Origin of the sequence: Streptomyces avidinii, from assembly GCF_045161815.1 — a bacterium.
GTDB classification, from domain to species: domain Bacteria; phylum Actinomycetota; class Actinomycetes; order Streptomycetales; family Streptomycetaceae; genus Streptomyces; species Streptomyces avidinii.
Window position 1 is genome coordinate 2,037,143 of sequence record NZ_CP108863.1, and the last position, 15,968, is coordinate 2,053,110.

Here is a 15,968-nt window from a genome sequence, read left to right on the forward strand (position 1 = left end):
GCAGCAGGCGGGTGCGGGGGAAGCGCCGACGGGAGCATCGGGGTGTCGGGCCACCGAGTCCCCCCATGGCCCGTGGCCCCGTACTGCCTCAGCGAGAGCGAGCTCCCGATGCCTGCCACATCCCCGTCCGCCCCCGCACACCACGCCGCGGGGCACCACGACCCCGGCACGCCGCCCGCCACCGTCCGGGCCGCCTTCGCGCTCTGGGTCACGGCCGTGGCCGCCGGCGCCTTCGAGACCGCGCTCATGGTCGGCAGGGAGCCGGCCGACGCGATCGGCGTGGGTCTGGCGGTGCGGCTCGCCGTGTTCACCGCCGCCGTGCTGGTCGCCGTACGCATGCGCCGGGGAGCCGGCTGGGCCCGGATCACCCTGGCTGTCGGCCTCGGGATCCTCGGCACCGCCTCGCTGGTGGTCGAACCGCTCGGGTACCTGATCGATGGTGGGTCGCTCGGCGACGCGCTGGCCCGCGCGGACACCCTGGAGTGGGCATTCGGCATGAGCAGGACGATCCATCTGGCGGCCGTGCTGACGGCGGTGGCGCTGATGTTCCTGCCGACGGCGAACCGGTACTTCCGCGGGCCCGCGTAGGCCCGCCTGGACCCACGTAGACCCCGCCGCCGCTACGCGACCCAGTGCGGGCGTTCCACCGTCGATGTCAGCGGGACCCCGTCGTGGAAGGCGCTCGCGAGGCGGCGGATGCCCTCGTCGAGGCGGTCGGCGGGGAGCGTGTACGGGATCCGCAGGCGGTGTTCGAAGGTTCCCGGGTCCACCCCGAACCGCGCTCCGCGGCCGATGTGCACTCCGGCCGCGGCGGCCCGCTCGGCCAGGGCGGAGCTGACCGGTTCGCCCAGGTCGACCCAGAGCGAAAGGCCGCCCGGCGGGATCTGCCAGGACCATTCGGGGGTGTGCCGCTGGAGCGACTGCACCAGGGCCTCGCGCTGGATCCGCAGCTGCGTCAGCCGGGCGGGCAACTCCTGGTCCATGCCGTCCAGCAGGGGGAGGGCGACGAGCTGGTCGAGCACCGATCCGGTCATGTCGGCCGACACCCGTACGGCCGTCAGCTCCGTGATCATCTTCGCGTTGGCCCGGATCCACCCCACCCGCAGCCCACCCCAGTGCGTCTTGCTGAGCGAGCCGATGGTGATCACGTGGTCCGCACCGCCGCGCGGGGCGAGGGAGGCCAGCGGCGCGGGCGCGGGCACGTCCAGGGCGATGTCGGCGATGGTCTCGTCGACCACCAGCCAGGTCCCGGTCGCCCGGGTCGCCGCGAGCAGCCGCAGCCGCTGCTCCGGCGGCATCAGCGCGCCCGTCGGGTTGTGGAAGTCGGGGATCACGTACGCCAGCCTCGGCACGGTCTGGCGCAGCGTGGACTCGGCTATCCCCATGTCCCAGCCCGCGTCGGAGACGGCGATGGATCCGGTGCGCAGCCGTGCGTGGCGCAGGGCGTCGAGGGCGTTGGCGTAGGTCGGGTTCTCGGTGACGACCCGGTCGCCGGGCCGGCAGAGCAGGCTGACGACCAGCGCGAAGGCCTGCTGGGCCCCGGCCGTGACCAGGATCTGCTCGGGGCGGGTGGGCAGGCCGCGCCGGGTGAACCGGTCGGCCACGGCGCTGCGGAGGTCGGGCAGGCCGAAGGGGTGGTAGCCGGGGGTCCGGGCGAGCCCCGGCAGCCGGGGAGCGGCCCGGGCCAGGGCGTCGGCGAGGCTGCCCTCCGGGGCGCCCATGGCGGCGATGGCGAGGTCGACGCCGGGATCGCCGTCGGCGCTGTAGCCGCCGGCGCCGAGGAGGGCGTGGGCTCCGACCGGGCGGTGGCCGTCGGGAAGCTCGGTCCAGGTGCCGGAGCCGCGCCGGCTGCGGACGTAGCCGCTCTCGCGCAGGAGGTCGTAGGCGCCGGTGACGGTGGCCCGGCTGGCACCGACCGCCTCGGCGAGTTCGCGTTCGGCGGGCAGCCGGACGTGCAGGGCGACGCGGCCGTCGAGGATCAGGGTGCGGACGGCGTCGGCGAGCGCCCGGTAGCCGGGGCGGGCCAGGACGTCGGCGGGCAGCAGGGCCGCGAGCTGGCGGCTGCCGAGGGTTCTGTCCGCTGTCTGGACCACTCGCCCGTTTGCCATGCCATCCTCCCCTGATTGGCTCTGACGGCCAGGCCAATCGAGGACCAGACTCGCTGTATTGGCCCCCGATTGGCAAGGAGACGCCGAGATGCTGACCGACCGTGACGAACGCGCCCTGCTGTCCGCCGCCGAGAACCGGATCGCCCGTCCGGTGCGGATCGGCGCGGCGCTGACCTCCGTACGCCGCTCCCTGGCGCGGCGGTCACGCGGTTTCGCGCAGGGGCGAGAATCGGTGGCATGTCAGCCAACGCGCACTCCGACGCACCCCTGATCGCGGGCCTGCTCCTGGCGGCCGGCGGCGGCCGCCGGCTCGGCGGGCGGCCCAAGGCCCTGCTCCCCTACCGCGGCCGCCCGCTGGTCGAGAACGCCGTGCGCGTCCTGCGCGAGGCGGGCTGCGGCCCGGTGCACGTGGTGCTCGGCGCCTCGGCGGCCGAGGTCCGCGAGCGCGCCGACCTGTCCGGCTGCGTGGTCGTGGACAACCCGGACTGGGCCGAGGGAATGGGCTCCTCGCTGCGGGTCGGCCTGACCTCGCTGGCCGGTACGGGGGCCCGCGCGGCGCTGGTCTCGCTCGTGGACCAGCCGGGCATCGGCCCGGCGGCCGCGGCCCGGGTGCTGGCGGCGTACCGCTCCCCCACCAGCCTGGTGGCGGCGGCGTACGACGGGGAGCGCGGCCACCCCGTGCTGTTCGGCGCGGACCGCTGGGCCGACATCGCGGCGACGGCGACCGGCGACAAGGGCGCGCGGGTGCATCTTGCGCGACATGCCGGGGAGCTCATGCTGGTGGAGTGTGCGGACATCGCGGAGGCCTTCGACATCGACACGCCGCCCGACCTGGCACGACTCCTCTGAGCACGGCGTGACGACCCTGGCACTGAGGGCCACCAGGAAGCGGAATCTGTCGACTCAGAGAATCTCGATATCAACAAACCATTGAACTTCCACCATGAGGAAATTACTATCCACTGGTCAGAAGCGCCCTGAACCCCCAGACGGCGCCCGCGACCGTATTCCGGAACTCTCCACACCCGACGGCACTGCGTGCCGTCTCGCGCGAGCATTCCCCCGCGGCCGCCAGGCACCGCCGCTGAAGGAGTGACAGATATGTCCGCACCAGCGCCGTCCCCGCTGGCCATCGTCGACGCCGAGCCCCTGCCCCGGCAGGACGAAGTCCTCACCGAAGCGGCACTCGCCTTCGTGGCCGAGCTGCACCGGCGGTTCGCCCCCCGCCGCGCCGAGCTCCTCGCCCTTCGCGGCGAGCGCCGTGCCGAGATCGCCCGGACCTCCACCCTCGACTTCCTCCCGGACACCGCACAGGTCCGCGAGGGCGACTGGAAGGTGGCGCCGGCCCCGGCCGCGCTGAACGACCGTCGTGTGGAGATCACCGGTCCGACGGACCGCAAGATGACCATCAACGCCCTGAACTCGGGCGCCAAGGTCTGGCTCGCCGACTTCGAGGACGCCTCGGCTCCCACCTGGGAGAACGTCGTCCTCGGCCAGCTGAACCTCATCGACGCCTACGAGCGCCGCATCGACTTCACCGACCCCCGCACGGGCAAGGCGTACGCGCTGAAGCCCGCCGCCGAGCTCGCGACCGTCGTCATGCGGCCGCGCGGCTGGCACCTGGAGGAGCGTCACCTGCAGTTCGAGGGCGGCCCCGCCTCGGGCTCGCTCGTGGACTTCGGGCTCTACTTCTTCCACAACGCGAAGCGCCTGATCGACCTCGGCAAGGGCCCGTACTTCTACCTGCCGAAGACGGAGTCGCACCTGGAGGCGCGTCTCTGGAACGAGATCTTCGTCTTCGCCCAGGACTACGTCGGCATCCCCCAAGGCACCGTCCGGGCGACCGTCCTCATCGAGACGATCACCGCCGCGTACGAGATGGAGGAGATCCTCTACGAGCTGCGCGACCACGCGGCCGGCCTGAACGCGGGCCGCTGGGACTACCTCTTCTCCATCGTCAAGAACTTCCGTGACGGCGGCGAGAAGTTCGTCCTGCCGGACCGCAACGCGGTGACGATGACCGCCCCGTTCATGCGGGCGTACACCGAACTGCTGGTCCGCACCTGCCACAAGCGCGGCGCGCACGCCATCGGCGGCATGGCGGCCTTCATCCCGTCCCGCAAGGACGCCGAGGTCAACAAGGTCGCCTTCGAGAAGGTCAAGGCCGACAAGGACCGCGAGGCGGGCGACGGCTTCGACGGCTCCTGGGTCGCCCACCCCGACCTGGTCCCGATCGCGATGGCCTCCTTCGACGCGGTGCTCGGCGAGAAGCCGAACCAGAAGGACCGCCTGCGCGAGGACGTCTCGGTGGCCCCGGGCGAGCTCATCGCGATCGACTCCCTGGACGCGCGGCCGACGTACGAGGGCCTGCGCAACGCGGTCCAGGTCGGCATCCGCTACATCGAGGCCTGGCTGCGCGGCCTCGGCGCCGTCGGCATCTTCGGCCTGATGGAGGACGCGGCCACCGCCGAGATCTCGCGCTCGCAGATCTGGCAGTGGATCAACGCGGGTGTCGTCTTCGAGAACGGCGAGACGGCCACGGCCGATCTGACCCGCAAGATCGCCGCCGAGGAACTGGCCGCCATCCGCGCCGAGGTCGGCGAGGAGGCCTTCGCGGCCGGCAAGTGGAACCAGGCCCACGACCTCCTGCTCCAGGTCTCCCTGGACGCGGACTACGCGGACTTCCTCACCCTCCCGGCGTACGACCAGCTGGTCGGCTGAGACCGGGGTTCGACCGAGACGCACAGCGGCCGAAACCCGTCGGCTCCGCCCCCGTCGCCTCACGGCGCGGGGGCGGAGCCGTTTGCGTTCCACAACAGGAGGGGTCGACTCCCGAACGACCGGTCGGTCGTTACTTGTTCGTAACGTGACTGTACCTAGCGGTAACAAGTGGGCCCGTGTCACCTTTCCGATGCCACCGGCCGGCGGTACCCCCACTTCCCAGCCACGCGACGCAGTCGTCGCCGACTTCGGCGTGGCCGAACGCAGGAGTTCCGCAGTGATCGGATTCCGCAACGTCAGCAAGGACCGGGACCGCAGTCGGGTGCGACGACTGGCCGGGGCCGGGTTGGTCGTACCGCTCACCGTCAGCGCGCTGCTGGCCGGCGGAGCCGGAACCTCGGCCGCCAGCCCCGGGACCGGACCCACCGCCGTGGTGTCCATGGGCGACAGCTACATCTCCGGCGAGGCCGGCCGCTGGAAGGGCAACAGCCTGACCAACAGCGGGAGCCGGAACGGGACCGACCGTGGCTGGGTCAGCGGCAGCACCTACGATCCCGGCAAGGTCTACGGGGCCACCGCCGGCGGATGCCACCGCTCCGACTCCGCCGAGGTGCGCAGCGCCGGGGCGATCGCCGACGTCGCCGTCAACCTGGCCTGCTCGGGCGCGGTCTCGGACAACGTGTTCCGCGCCTCCAACGGCGGTGTCTCCTTCAAGGGCGAGGCCCCGCAGGCCGATCAGCTCGCCGCGGTGGCCGCGAGCCACAACGTCAAGGTCATCGCCCTGTCCATCGGCGGGAACGACCTCGGCTTCGCCGACATCATCAAGGACTGCGCGCTCGACTTCGTCATCTGGAACTCGTACTGCTACGACAACCAGCAGTACGGCGTCGACCAGAAGATCGACGCGGTCATGGGCAACGTCGGCAAGTCCGTGGACGAGATCCGGGCCGTGATGCGCGCTGCCGGGTACGCGGACTCCGCGTACCGGATCGTGCTGCAGTCCTACCCGTCGCCGATCCCGCGGGGCGCGGAGAACCGCTACACGCAGAGCGACTGGAGCCGGCTCAACACCGGCGGCTGCCCCTTCTGGAACCGGGACTCGGACTGGGCGCGGGACTCGCTGGTGCCGCAGATAGCGGGCCGCATCAAGGGGGTCGCGGCGGCCAAGGGCGTGCAGTTCCTGGACCTGCGGGACATGATGCAGGGCCGCGAGGTGTGCGCGAAGGCGAGCAAGCAGGTGACCTCCGCGGTGCCCGCCTCGGCGAGGACGAGCGAGTGGGCGCGCTGGATCGACAACAACGAGACGCAGGGGCTGATCCAGGAGTCCATGCACCCGAACTACTTCGGCCAGCTGGCCGCGGGGCGCTGCCTGGCCCTGGTCGTCGCGCAGCCCGCGAGCTCCGGCTTCAGCTGCAAGAACACCGCGGGTGCGGACCAGACGGGCATGTTCCTGACGCCGGCCTCCTAGTCCGGGCGGCACGGCGCGCGGCACGGCGCGCGGCACGGCGCGCGGCACGGCGCGCGGCACGGCCCTGCCGGACGGGCAGGGCCGTGTGCGGCTTCAGGGACCGCCATTGAGTACGGAGAGGATGTTGCCCGCCGGGTCCTTGAACCAGGCGATGGTGGGCGTGCCCTCATCACCGTGCACGATGCCCTTGGCGTCCGCCTCGAAGCCCTCGTAGCGCTCGAAGGCGACACCGCGGGCGGTCAGCTCGTCGACGGCCCGTTCGACGTCGTCCACGGGAAAGTTCAAGATCGTATAGATCGCGGGCCGGTGGTCCTCCTTCGGGTAGACCATGACCGTGGTGCCTCCCGCGAGGTCCAGGCGGAGCAGGCCCATCTCCTCGTCCTGCGAGACGTTCAGGCCGAGGGTCGTGCCGTAGAACTCCTTGGCCCTGTCCAGGTCGTCGACCGCGAATCCGCTGAATGCCCTGCTGTTTTCGAACATGGCTCTTCCTTCGGTCCGGGGCACCCCGCTTCCCATGGTCCCCCCGGGACGGCCGGGCGTCGATTCCGCACACCGGCGCCCCGGAAAACCGGGTGATCACGGCGCGGGGTGCTGGCATCCTCGGGCGCATGGCAGCCCGCACCGCACGTCCCGGCCTGTACATCTCCGTCGACATCGAGGCCGACGGACCCATTCCCGGACCGTATTCGATGATCAGCTTCGGGGCCTCGGTCGCGGGCCGGCAGGACGGGGCTTCGTATACGGCCGCCGATCCCGAACAGCTCACCTTCTACCGGGAGTTGCGTCCCATCAGCGAGGAGTTCGTGCCCGAGGCGCTGGCCGTGAGCGGACTGGACCGCGACCGGCTGGTGCGGGAGGGCACCGATCCGGCGGTGGCCATGTCCGAGTTCCGGGCCTGGGTACGGGAGGTCTCAGCCGGGGCGCAGCCGGTGATGTGCGGCTATCCGGCGTCCTTCGACTGGACCTTCCTCTACTGGTACCTGATCCGCTTCGGCGCGGACAGCCCCTTCGGCCACTCCGGCTGCCTGGACATGAAGACGCTCTACGCGACGAAGGCGCGGGTTCCGCTGCGGGCGGCCGTGAAGGGCCGGATGCCGCGCGCACTGCTGTCGCGGCGCCGCCACACGCACCACGCGCTGGACGACGCGATCGAACAGGCCGAGCTGATGAGCAACCTGATGCTGTGGACTCCCCCGGCGCCGGACCCGGCCGCGGAGCGCTCCCCGCGCATCATTCACCTCTCGTGGGGCCGGATCGAGGCCGAAGGACTCGCCCCCGGCAAGGACTTCAGGCTCTACCCGGGCGGCGGCCGCCCCTGGGACTGGTCCGAGCACGGCACGCGGCACGAGCCCGGCGTCCAGCCGCAGGAGGTGCGCGAGTTCCTCGACCTGGGGGTGACCGCGGTGGTGCTGAGCCAGGGTATGGACAAGCGCCTCGGGATCGCCCGGCAGACGCTGGAGGTGCTCCGGGCGGCAGGGGTCGAGGTGCACGTGGCGGAGACGACCGCAGCGGTGGAGCTCTACAACCGGCTGGCGGCCACCGAGCAGGTCGCCGGCCTCTTCCACTCGACCTGCTGACGGGGGCGGATCGGGCGCACGCAACGGCGGCGCGCACGCCACACCCGCAGTGGGTGGCGTGCGCGCCGCCGTTGCGTGCGCCCGGCCGGGCCGGTGCCGGGCGTCAGTGCACCGGCACCGGGTCCGCCGCGGCCCCCGAGGCCGCGCCCTTCCTGGCGCCGAGGTGGTTGAAGGCCAGGTTCAGCAGGATGGCCACGACGCAGCCGGTGCTGATGCCGGAGTCGAGGACGACCAGCAGGTCCTTCGGGAAGGCGTGGTAGAACTCCGGCGCGGCGATGGGGATCAGGCCGATGCCCACGGAGGCGGCGACGATCAGGGCGTTCTCGCCCTTCTCCATGGCCGCCCCGGCCAGGGTCTGGATGCCGCTCGCCGCGACCGAGCCGAAGAGCACGATGCCGGCGCCGCCGAGGACGGGCAGCGGGACCACTGCGATGACGGAGGCGGCCATCGGGCACAGGCCCAGCAGGATCAGGATGCCGCCGCCCGCGGCGACGACGAAGCGGCTGCGCACCTTGGTCATGGCGACCAGCCCGATGTTCTGGGCGAAGGCGCTGCACATGAACCCGTTGAACAGCGGGCTGATCGCGCTGCCGAGGGTGTCGGCGCGCAGCCCGCCCTCGATGGTTTTCGCGTCCGCCGGACGGCCGACGATCCTGCCCAGTGCAAGGATGTCGGCGGTGGATTCGGTCATGCAGACCAGCATGACGATGCACATCGAGATGATGGCGGCGACCTGGAACTGCGGTGCGCCGAAGTGGAAGGGGGTCGGGAAGCCGACCACCGAGGCGTTCCCGACCGCGTCGAAGCTGGTCATGCCGAGCGGGAGGGCGATGAGCGTGCCCGCGACGAGGCCGAGCAGGATGGATATCTGCTGGAGGAAGCCGCGCAGGAATTTGCGCATCAGCAGGACGATGACCAGGGTGGCGGCGGCCATGCCGATGTTCTGCATGGAGCCGTAGTCGGTGGCGGTGCGGTTCCCGCCCTGCGACCAGTTGAAGGCGACGGGCAGCAGGGAGACACCGATGAGGGTGATGACCGTACCCGTCACGACCGGTGGGAAGAAGCGGACGAGTTTGCCGAAGTAGGGGGCGGCGAAGAAGCCGATGACCCCGGCGACGATGATCGCGCCGAAGATGACGGGGATGGCGTTGTCCCCCTCCCCCTTGCCGATCGCGATCATCGGGGTCACACCGGCGAAGGAAACGCCGTTGACGAAGGGGAGTTTGGCGCCGATCTTCCAGAACCCTAGGGTCTGGAGGAGGGTGGCGAGGCCGGCGGTGAAGAGCGAGGCGCCCATCAGGAAGGCGGTCTCGGTGGCGGAGAGTCCGACGGCGGGGCCGACGATCATGGGCGGGGCCACGACACCCGCGTACATGGCGGCCACGTGCTGGAGGCCGCTCGTGAACATCTTCAGGGGAGGCAGGGTCTCGTCGACCGGATGCTTCTCCTGCTCCGGTACTGCGACTGCGTCTTTGCGAAACCTGGGCGGCAGGGCCACGGCTTCCTCCGGTCGGGTAACACGTCGGCAGGGACGTGGGTGTCTTGGAGGTGGTGCGAAAGCGGTGCGAGTCGAGCCTGTATGCGGTTGTGGGTGGTGCGACTGCTGGTCCCAAGGGGTGCGGAAACGATTCGCCCGATCTTCGATTCCGCGCTGCGGTCCGGCTCCCGGCTCCGGCCGGAACCGGATCGCGAGCTGGAGGTGCCGCGGCAGTGGCGCGAGATGCGCGCCGTAGAACTGGTGGCACGAGTCACCGCCCCCGGGGGCGCCTTCGGATCTCCTCAGGCGCTACCCGGGAACGGCTGCCACGGACCCCGCTCGGGTCCGCGGCGGCCGGCCGGGGGCCGTCCCCCCCGGCCGGACTCCGGGGGATCAGGCCTGCGCGGAGATCCGCGCGAGGCGCTGGGCCTCTTCCCGCGTGGACACCGCGATGGCGTCCTCGTCGGCGAAGAGGAGGCGGTTGTTCTCGACGATCTGCTTGCCGTTGACGAACGAAGCGGTGACCGGGGCCGCCGCACCGAAGACCAGGGCGGTGACCGGGTCGGCGATCGAGGAGTGCAGGAAGGTGTTCAGGTTCCACAGCACCAGGTCGGCGCACTTGCCGACCTCCAGCGAACCGATGTTGTCGGCGCGGCCGAGGACCTGGGCGCCACCGTACGTACCGAGGCGCAGGGCCTGGCGCGCGTTCAGGGCGCGCTCGCGGTGGACCGGGTTCAGGCGGTTGATCAGCAGCGCGTTGCGCAGCTCGGTGTGCAGCTCACCGGACTCGTTGGAGGCGGTGCCGTCCACGCCGAGGCCGACCGGGACGCCGGCGGCCAGCATGTCCGGGACGCGGGCGATGCCGGCGGCCAGCCGGGCGTTGGAGGACGGGCAGTGCGCGACACCGGTCTTGGTGCGGGCGAACGCGGCGATGTCGGAGTCGTTCATGTGGACGCTGTGCGCCATCCACACGTCCTCGCCGAGCCAGCCGGTCGACTCGAAGTAGTCGGTCGGGCCCATGCCGAACAGTTCCTTGCAGAACTGCTCTTCCTCGACGGTCTCGGAGCCGTGCGTGTGCATGCGCACGCCCAGGCGGCGGGCCAGCTCGGCGCCCTGCTTCAGCAGCTCGGTGGAGACCGAGAAGGGGGAGCACGGGGCCACCGCGACCTGGGTCATCGCGTCGAAGGAGGCGTCGTGGTACTTCTTCACGGTCGCCTCGGTGTCGGCGAGCGCACCTTCGAGGGTCTCGACGGCGTGGTCCGGCGGCAGGCCGCCGTCCTTCTCGCTGCGGTCCATGGAACCGCGGGCGAGGGTGAAGCGGACGCCCATCTCGGAGGCGGCGCGGATGATCGAGCCGGAGAGGTCGCCGGAGCCCTTGGGGAAGACGTAGTGGTGGTCCATCGCGGTGGTCACACCACCCTTGGCCATCGCGGCGAGGGAGCCCTGCGCGGCCGTGTACGTCATCTGCTCGTCGATGCGCGCCCAGGTCGGGTACAGCGAGACGAGCCAGTTGAAGAGGTTGTGGTCGGTGGCCAGACCACGCGTGATCCACTGGTAGAAGTGGTGGTGCGTGTTGACCAGACCGGGGGTCACGAGGTGCCCGGTGCCGTCGATGCGGCGAACCACGTTCTCGAGGTTCTCGGGGGCCTTGCCCGCGCCGATGAACTCGATCTTGTTGCCGGCGACTACCACGTGACCCGAGGCGTACTCGGTGTCGTTCGCGTCGACGGTCGCGATCGCACAGTTCTCGATGACGATGCGCTCGACCGCGCTGTCAAGGGCTGCCGATGCTGCCATGGGACTTCCTCGTGCTTTCAGTGGCGGTGGGGGCACGGCAAGGCCCGGGGGATTTGAGTGCCGGAGCCGGGGGCCTTGACAGCTGACAGTACTGCCGCGCCGTGTGATACGTCCGGGTGCCGATTCAGGAAGCTGGGTGGTGTCGCCGGATCCCGGGGCCACTGCGGAGCCCCGGGACCGGGCGTGCCGTGTCAGAGGTTGGTCATGTCCACGGGGATGCGCGCGTCCACACCGTCACGCAGGACGGTGGCCTCGATCAGACCGTAGGGACGGTCCGCGGCGAAGTACACCTCGTTGTCGTTCTTGAGGCCGAAGGGCTCCAGGTCGACGAGGAAGTGGTGCTTGTTCGGGAGCGAGAAGCGGACCTCGTCGATCTCCGAACGGTGGTTGATGATGCGCGAACCCATCTGGTACAGGGTCTGCTGCAGCGACAGGGAGTAGGTCTCCGCGAAGGCCTGCAGCATGTGCTTGCGGGTCTCGGCGTAGGACTTCTCCCAGTTGGGCATCCGCTGCTCGTCGTCCGACCAGTTGAAGCGCCAGCGGGCCGACACCTGGGTGGCCAGGATCCGGTCGTAGGCCTCCTTCAGCGTCGTGTACTTGTCCTTCACGTAACCCCAGAACTCGGAGTTCGTGGAGTTCATGACGACGAGGTCCTTGAGGCCGGAGATGACCTCCCAGTTCGTGCCGTCGTACGTGATCTGGGTGACGCGGGTCTCCTGGCCCTCGCGGACGAAGGAGTGGTTCACCTCGTCGGAGCCGATGAACTTGGAGTTGGCGTCCGAGGTGGCGATCCGGGACCAGGAGTACTCCTCGATCCGGATGCGCGCCTTCTGGATCGGCTCCTGGCTGTTGACGAACCAGCGCGCCAGGTGGATGCCGAACTGCTCGGCGGACTCGATGCCGTACTCCTTGGCGAACGCGTACACCGTGTTCTTGGTGGTGTCCGTCGGCAGGACGTTGGCGTTCGAGCCGGAGTAGTGGACGTCGTCCATGTCGCCGGAGAGGGCGACCGAGACGTTCAGGTCCTTGATGTGGTGCGTGTCGCCGTCCCGCGTGATCTTGACGACGCGGTTCTCTGCTTTGCCGTACTGGTTCTGGCCCAGAATCGTGGCCATGCTAGCTCCCTCGGTAAACGGAGTAGCCGAACGGGTTGAGCAGCAGCGGTACGTGGTAATGCTCGCCGGGAGTGACCGCGAACGTGATCGTCACTTCCGGGAAAAACGCACCGCTGTCCCTTACGCGGGGGGCGTCCTGCTGCGCCTCGGCTTGCTTCTCGGAACTGTGCTTACTAAAGAAGTACGTCTCGGTCTCGAAGTCGAGACGCACGTGGGTGGTGCCTTCCGGCAGCGCCGGCAGGTCCTTGCAGCGCCCGTCCGCATCGGTGGCGGAGCCGCCCAGGGCCGCCCACTCGCCGTCGAGCCCGGTGCGGGCCGACAGGGAGATGGCGACGCCCTCGGCGGGCTTGCCGATGCTGGTGTCCAGGATGTGCGTGGACACCGACGCAGTGGTCTCGGTGCTCATGGTCACGCTCCTTCTGCGAGTTCGACGAGACGGGTGAGGCGGATCTTGTTGATCTTGACGAGCTCGCCGCGGGCGATCTCCCGCTCCTGCTCCGGCGAGTTGTCGATCCGGACCTTGACCGCGTCACGCATGAACTCACCGGTCGCACCGGTGGCGCAGATGAGGAAGACGTGGCCGAACTTGTCCTGGTAGGCCAGGTTCAGTTCGAGGAGCTCGTTCTTGAGCTCCTCCGAGGCACCGGCCATGCCGCGCTGCTCGCGGGCGGAGGTCGGGTCTCCCGGCTTCGGCCGGCCGATCGGCGCGTGGCCTCCCATCGCTTCGCCCAGGTCGTCCGCGGTGAGCTCCGCCATGGCGGCTTCGTTCGCGGCGAACAGGGACTCTGCGGTGGCGAAGGGGCGCTGGGCGAGCATCTTGCTCCCCCACGCCGAACTGGCGCACACCTCGTGCAGCTCGGCCGTGGCCGCGCCGTCGTCCAAGGTGTTGAACCGGGTGAGACCCGGGGTCGGACTCGAAGTCACGGTAGGCCTCCGTGGCCTGTTGTTGCTTTGACGGGCTGCGCATAGCTAACGCCCTCGACAACACGGCGTCAACACTTTGTTGAAACTTCCCGTACACAAAAGCCGCCGCCCGGGTGAATTGGGCGGCGGCTCGTCACCATGAGTCAGCCGTCGTTCACTCCTGGCTGCTCTTACCCGCACCCTTGGGGGCTCCGGAGTCCCTGTTCAAGTAGTTGTAGACGGTGAAGCGGCTCACGCCCAGGGCGCCCGCGACCGTTTCCACGCCGTGCCGCACGGAGAAGGCGCCCCGCGCCTCCAGTATCCGTACGACGTCCTGCTTGGACTTCCGGTCGAGCTGCGCCAACGGTACGCCGAACCGGCGCTCCAGGGCCGCCAGGATGTGGTCCAGCGAGTCCGAGAGCTGCGGCAGGCGTACGGCCAGCAGGTCCTGACCCTCCCAGGCGAGCACGACGTCGTCGGGCTGTGCCAGGGAGGGATCCATCAGCTCGCCGCCCATGGCGTCCACCAGCGGCTTGACCGCGGTGATGAAGGGGTGATCGCGGGGCTCGGTCATGACACCTCCTCCCCGATCACATTGACCTGGAGCGAGACACGCGTGGCGCCGGCCTCCAGGGAGTCGCGCAGCAGCGCCTCCACCGCGGCCAGGACCCGGTCGGCCTCCCCCTCGGCGGTATTGCCGAACGGGCCGACGTCCACCGCGTCCAGCTGGGCCTTCTGGATGACCTCGCGGGCCGCCACGGCATGGGCAGGAGCCTCTTCCAGATCGAAGGGCTCGGTCGTGAACTCCACTCTCAATCGCACGTCGTCAAGCTACCGCGCGGTCAGGATTTTTCGGGAGTCCGCACTTGACATCGGCGCGGAACCCCATGCAATCTTCCATCAGACAGAAAATAACTTCCGCAATACGGAAGGAGCGCACACCCCTCATGGGATACACGGACCAGCGCTTCGATGTGAACCTGTCGATCCTCTTCACGGAACTCCCGCTCCTGGAGCGCCCCGCGGCAGCCGCCGCGGCGGGCTTCACGGCGGTCGAGCTGTGGTGGCCCTGGATCGAGACCCCCACCCCCGCACAGGAGGAGCTCGACGCTCTCAAGAACGCTCTTGAGGACGCCGGCACCCAGCTCGTGGGCCTGAACTTCTACGCCGGCCGACTGCCGGGCCCGGACCGCGGTGCGGTCTCGGTTCCCGGTGAGGAGTCGGAACGCTTCAACGCCAACATCAACGTGGCCGCGGACTTCGCGGCCTCGGTCGGCTGCAAGGCGCTGAACGCCCTCTACGGCAACCGCGTCGAAGGCGTGGACCCGGCCGTTCAGGACGAGCTCGCGCTGAAGAACCTGGTCGTGGCGGCTCGGGCCGCGGACCGCGTCGGCGCGATCCTCCTGATCGAGACCCTCAACCAGCCCGAGTCGCCGCTCTACCCCCTGGTGAGCGCCCCGGCCGGCATCGAAGTGGTGGACAAGGTGAACGAGGCCACCGGCCTCGGCAACGCCAAGTTCCTGCTCGACCTGTACCACCTGGCGATGAACGATGAGGACCTCTCCGAGGTCATCGAAAAGTACGCCGCCAAGACCGGGCACGTCCAGATCGCGGACAAGCCGGGACGCGGTGCCCCCGGCACCGGCGAGCTGCCCCTCGAGGAGCTGCTCGACCAGCTGAGGAAGGCCGGGTACCAGGGCTACGTAGGCCTGGAGTACAAGGCCGCCGACGCCGCCGCCTCCTTCGCGTGGCTGCCGGCCGAGGCCCGCGCCGCCCAGTAGGCGGACCAAGTCCAGGCGATCAGCCAGGCACGTCACGCACTTTTCGTACAAAGCATTAAGAGAAGGACCCTCATCATGAGCAACTCCGCTGCGCTCCCGTCGATCGCCTGGGTCGGACTCGGAATCATGGGCTCCCCCATGGCCGAGAACCTCCTGAAGGCCGGCTACCCGGTCACCGGCTTCACCCTGGAGCAGGACAAGCTGGACCGCCTGGCCGCCGCCGGTGGCACCGCGGCCGGCTCGATCGCCGAGGCCGTCAAGGACGCCGACGTCATCATCACGATGGTGCCCGCCTCCCCGCAGGTCGAGGCCATCTCCTACGGTGAGAACGGCATCCTGGAGAACGCGAAGTCCGGCGCGCTGATCATCGACATGTCGTCGATCACCCCGCAGACCTCGATCGACCTCGCGAAGAACGCCGCCGAGAAGGGCATCCGCGTCATCGACGCCCCGGTGTCCGGCGGCGAGGCCGGCGCCATCGAAGCCGTCCTGTCGATCATGGTGGGTGGCGACCAGGCCGACTTCGACGCGGCGCTGCCGATCCTCGAGGCCCTCGGCAAGGTCATCGTCCTGTGCGGTCCGCACGGCTCCGGCCAGACGGTGAAGGCCGCCAACCAGCTCATCGTCGCGGTGAACATCCAGGCGTGCGCCGAGGCCGTCGTCTTCCTCGAGAAGTCGGGCGTGAACCTCGAGGCCGCCCTGGACGTCCTCAACGGCGGTCTGGCCGGCTCCACGGTCCTGACCCGCAAGAAGGACAACTTCCTGAACCGCGACTTCAAGCCCGGTTTCCGGATCGACCTGCACCACAAGGACATGGGCATCGTCACCGACGCCGCCCGCAATGTCGGTGCCGCCCTGCCCGTCGGCGCGGTCGTCGCCCAGCTGGTCGCCTCGCTGCGCGCCCAGGGCGACGGTGGCCTCGACCACTCGGCCCTGCTCCGTGCCGTCGAGCGCCTCTCCGGCGCTCAGATCTGAGCGCTTCCCCTCCCGCAGGGGCCTGAGTTTCCGGATGGCGCCGGTG

17 protein-coding genes are annotated in these 15,968 nt (G+C 69.9%); 8 read left to right on the top strand and 9 right to left on the bottom strand.

Going from position 1 to position 15,968, the window contains the following annotated elements; genetic code table 11:
- The first annotated feature begins 108 nt into the window (after positions 1 to 108).
- Positions 109 to 588 carry a hypothetical protein gene (locus OG373_RS09100; protein ID WP_405437316.1) on the top strand — a complete coding sequence of 160 codons (480 nt, stop codon included), beginning with the start codon at positions 109 to 111 and terminating at the stop codon, positions 586 to 588.
- A 32-nt stretch (positions 589 to 620) separates the two neighbouring features.
- On the opposite strand, the gene OG373_RS09105 is transcribed toward OG373_RS09100, so the two are convergent.
- Entirely contained in the window at positions 621 to 2,108 is a 1,488-nt protein-coding gene (locus tag OG373_RS09105) for a PLP-dependent aminotransferase family protein (RefSeq protein WP_405437318.1), read from the bottom strand.
- An 88-nt stretch (positions 2,109 to 2,196) separates the two neighbouring features.
- Here OG373_RS09105 and OG373_RS09110 point away from each other — a divergent pair, with 88 nt between their 5' ends.
- The 4 genes from OG373_RS09110 (at position 2,197) to OG373_RS09125 (ending at position 6,297) form a co-directional block, all read left to right on the top strand.
- The gene (locus OG373_RS09110; protein WP_405437320.1) at positions 2,197 to 2,379 is read left to right on the top strand and encodes a hypothetical protein; all 183 of its coding nucleotides are present in this window, start codon (positions 2,197 to 2,199) and stop codon (positions 2,377 to 2,379) included.
- Entirely contained in the window at positions 2,346 to 2,957 is a 612-nt protein-coding gene (locus OG373_RS09115) for an NTP transferase domain-containing protein (RefSeq protein WP_405437321.1), read from the top strand. The genes OG373_RS09110 and OG373_RS09115 overlap by 34 nt, the downstream gene beginning before the upstream one ends.
- Before the next feature lie 252 nt (positions 2,958 to 3,209).
- Positions 3,210 to 4,829, top strand: a complete 1,620-nt coding sequence (gene aceB, locus OG373_RS09120; RefSeq protein WP_405437323.1) for a malate synthase A — start codon at positions 3,210 to 3,212, stop codon at positions 4,827 to 4,829.
- Between the two features lie 277 nt (positions 4,830 to 5,106).
- Positions 5,107 to 6,297 carry a GDSL-type esterase/lipase family protein gene (locus tag OG373_RS09125; RefSeq protein WP_405437325.1) on the top strand — a complete coding sequence of 397 codons (1,191 nt, stop codon included), beginning with the start codon at positions 5,107 to 5,109 and terminating at the stop codon, positions 6,295 to 6,297.
- A gap of 93 nt (positions 6,298 to 6,390) precedes the next feature.
- On the opposite strand, the gene OG373_RS09130 is transcribed toward OG373_RS09125, so the two are convergent.
- Positions 6,391 to 6,777 carry a VOC family protein gene (locus OG373_RS09130; protein WP_405437327.1) on the bottom strand — a complete coding sequence of 129 codons (387 nt, stop codon included), beginning with the start codon at positions 6,775 to 6,777 and terminating at the stop codon, positions 6,391 to 6,393.
- 128 nt (positions 6,778 to 6,905) lie between these two features.
- On the opposite strand from OG373_RS09130, the gene OG373_RS09135 reads away from it, so the two are divergent.
- Positions 6,906 to 7,874: an MTH938/NDUFAF3 family protein gene (locus OG373_RS09135; RefSeq protein WP_405437329.1), complete on the top strand. Its 969-nt coding sequence runs from the start codon at positions 6,906 to 6,908 to the stop codon at positions 7,872 to 7,874.
- Positions 7,875 to 7,977: 103 nt separating this feature from the next.
- Here the strand turns inward: OG373_RS09135 and OG373_RS09140 are convergent, their stop codons facing one another.
- The 7 genes from OG373_RS09140 to OG373_RS09170 form a co-directional block, all read right to left on the bottom strand.
- Positions 7,978 to 9,372, bottom strand: a complete 1,395-nt coding sequence (locus OG373_RS09140; RefSeq protein ID WP_405437330.1) for a nucleobase:cation symporter-2 family protein — start codon at positions 9,370 to 9,372, stop codon at positions 7,978 to 7,980.
- A gap of 372 nt (positions 9,373 to 9,744) precedes the next feature.
- Positions 9,745 to 11,148, bottom strand: coding sequence for an 8-oxoguanine deaminase (locus OG373_RS09145; RefSeq protein WP_397733684.1), 1,404 nt, complete (start codon positions 11,146 to 11,148; stop codon positions 9,745 to 9,747).
- Positions 11,149 to 11,339: 191 nt separating this feature from the next.
- Positions 11,340 to 12,263, bottom strand: coding sequence for a factor-independent urate hydroxylase (pucL, locus tag OG373_RS09150; protein ID WP_266573105.1), 924 nt, complete (start codon positions 12,261 to 12,263; stop codon positions 11,340 to 11,342).
- A gap of 1 nt (position 12,264) precedes the next feature.
- The gene (gene uraH, locus OG373_RS09155) at positions 12,265 to 12,669 is read right to left on the bottom strand and encodes a hydroxyisourate hydrolase (RefSeq protein WP_397733682.1); all 405 of its coding nucleotides are present in this window, start codon (positions 12,667 to 12,669) and stop codon (positions 12,265 to 12,267) included.
- 2 nt (positions 12,670 to 12,671) lie between these two features.
- Positions 12,672 to 13,187 (bottom strand): 2-oxo-4-hydroxy-4-carboxy-5-ureidoimidazoline decarboxylase, encoded by a 516-nt coding sequence (gene uraD / locus OG373_RS09160; RefSeq protein WP_405437333.1) that lies wholly within the window; start codon positions 13,185 to 13,187, stop codon positions 12,672 to 12,674.
- Between the two features lie 154 nt (positions 13,188 to 13,341).
- On the bottom strand, positions 13,342 to 13,740 hold the full coding sequence (locus tag OG373_RS09165; RefSeq protein ID WP_397733678.1) for a helix-turn-helix domain-containing protein: 399 nt from the start codon (positions 13,738 to 13,740) through the stop codon (positions 13,342 to 13,344).
- The gene (locus OG373_RS09170) at positions 13,737 to 13,988 is read right to left on the bottom strand and encodes a thiamine-binding protein (RefSeq protein ID WP_390798964.1); all 252 of its coding nucleotides are present in this window, start codon (positions 13,986 to 13,988) and stop codon (positions 13,737 to 13,739) included. Before OG373_RS09170 ends, OG373_RS09165 begins: the two co-directional genes overlap by 4 nt.
- Positions 13,989 to 14,113: 125 nt before the next feature.
- Between OG373_RS09170 and OG373_RS09175 the strand changes: the two genes are divergently transcribed.
- Positions 14,114 to 14,947: a TIM barrel protein gene (locus OG373_RS09175; protein ID WP_405437336.1), complete on the top strand. Its 834-nt coding sequence runs from the start codon at positions 14,114 to 14,116 to the stop codon at positions 14,945 to 14,947.
- A gap of 75 nt (positions 14,948 to 15,022) precedes the next feature.
- A complete protein-coding gene (locus tag OG373_RS09180; RefSeq protein ID WP_397733675.1) occupies positions 15,023 to 15,922 on the top strand; it encodes a 2-hydroxy-3-oxopropionate reductase in 900 nt (299 codons plus the stop codon).
- Positions 15,923 to 15,968 lie beyond the last annotated feature (46 nt).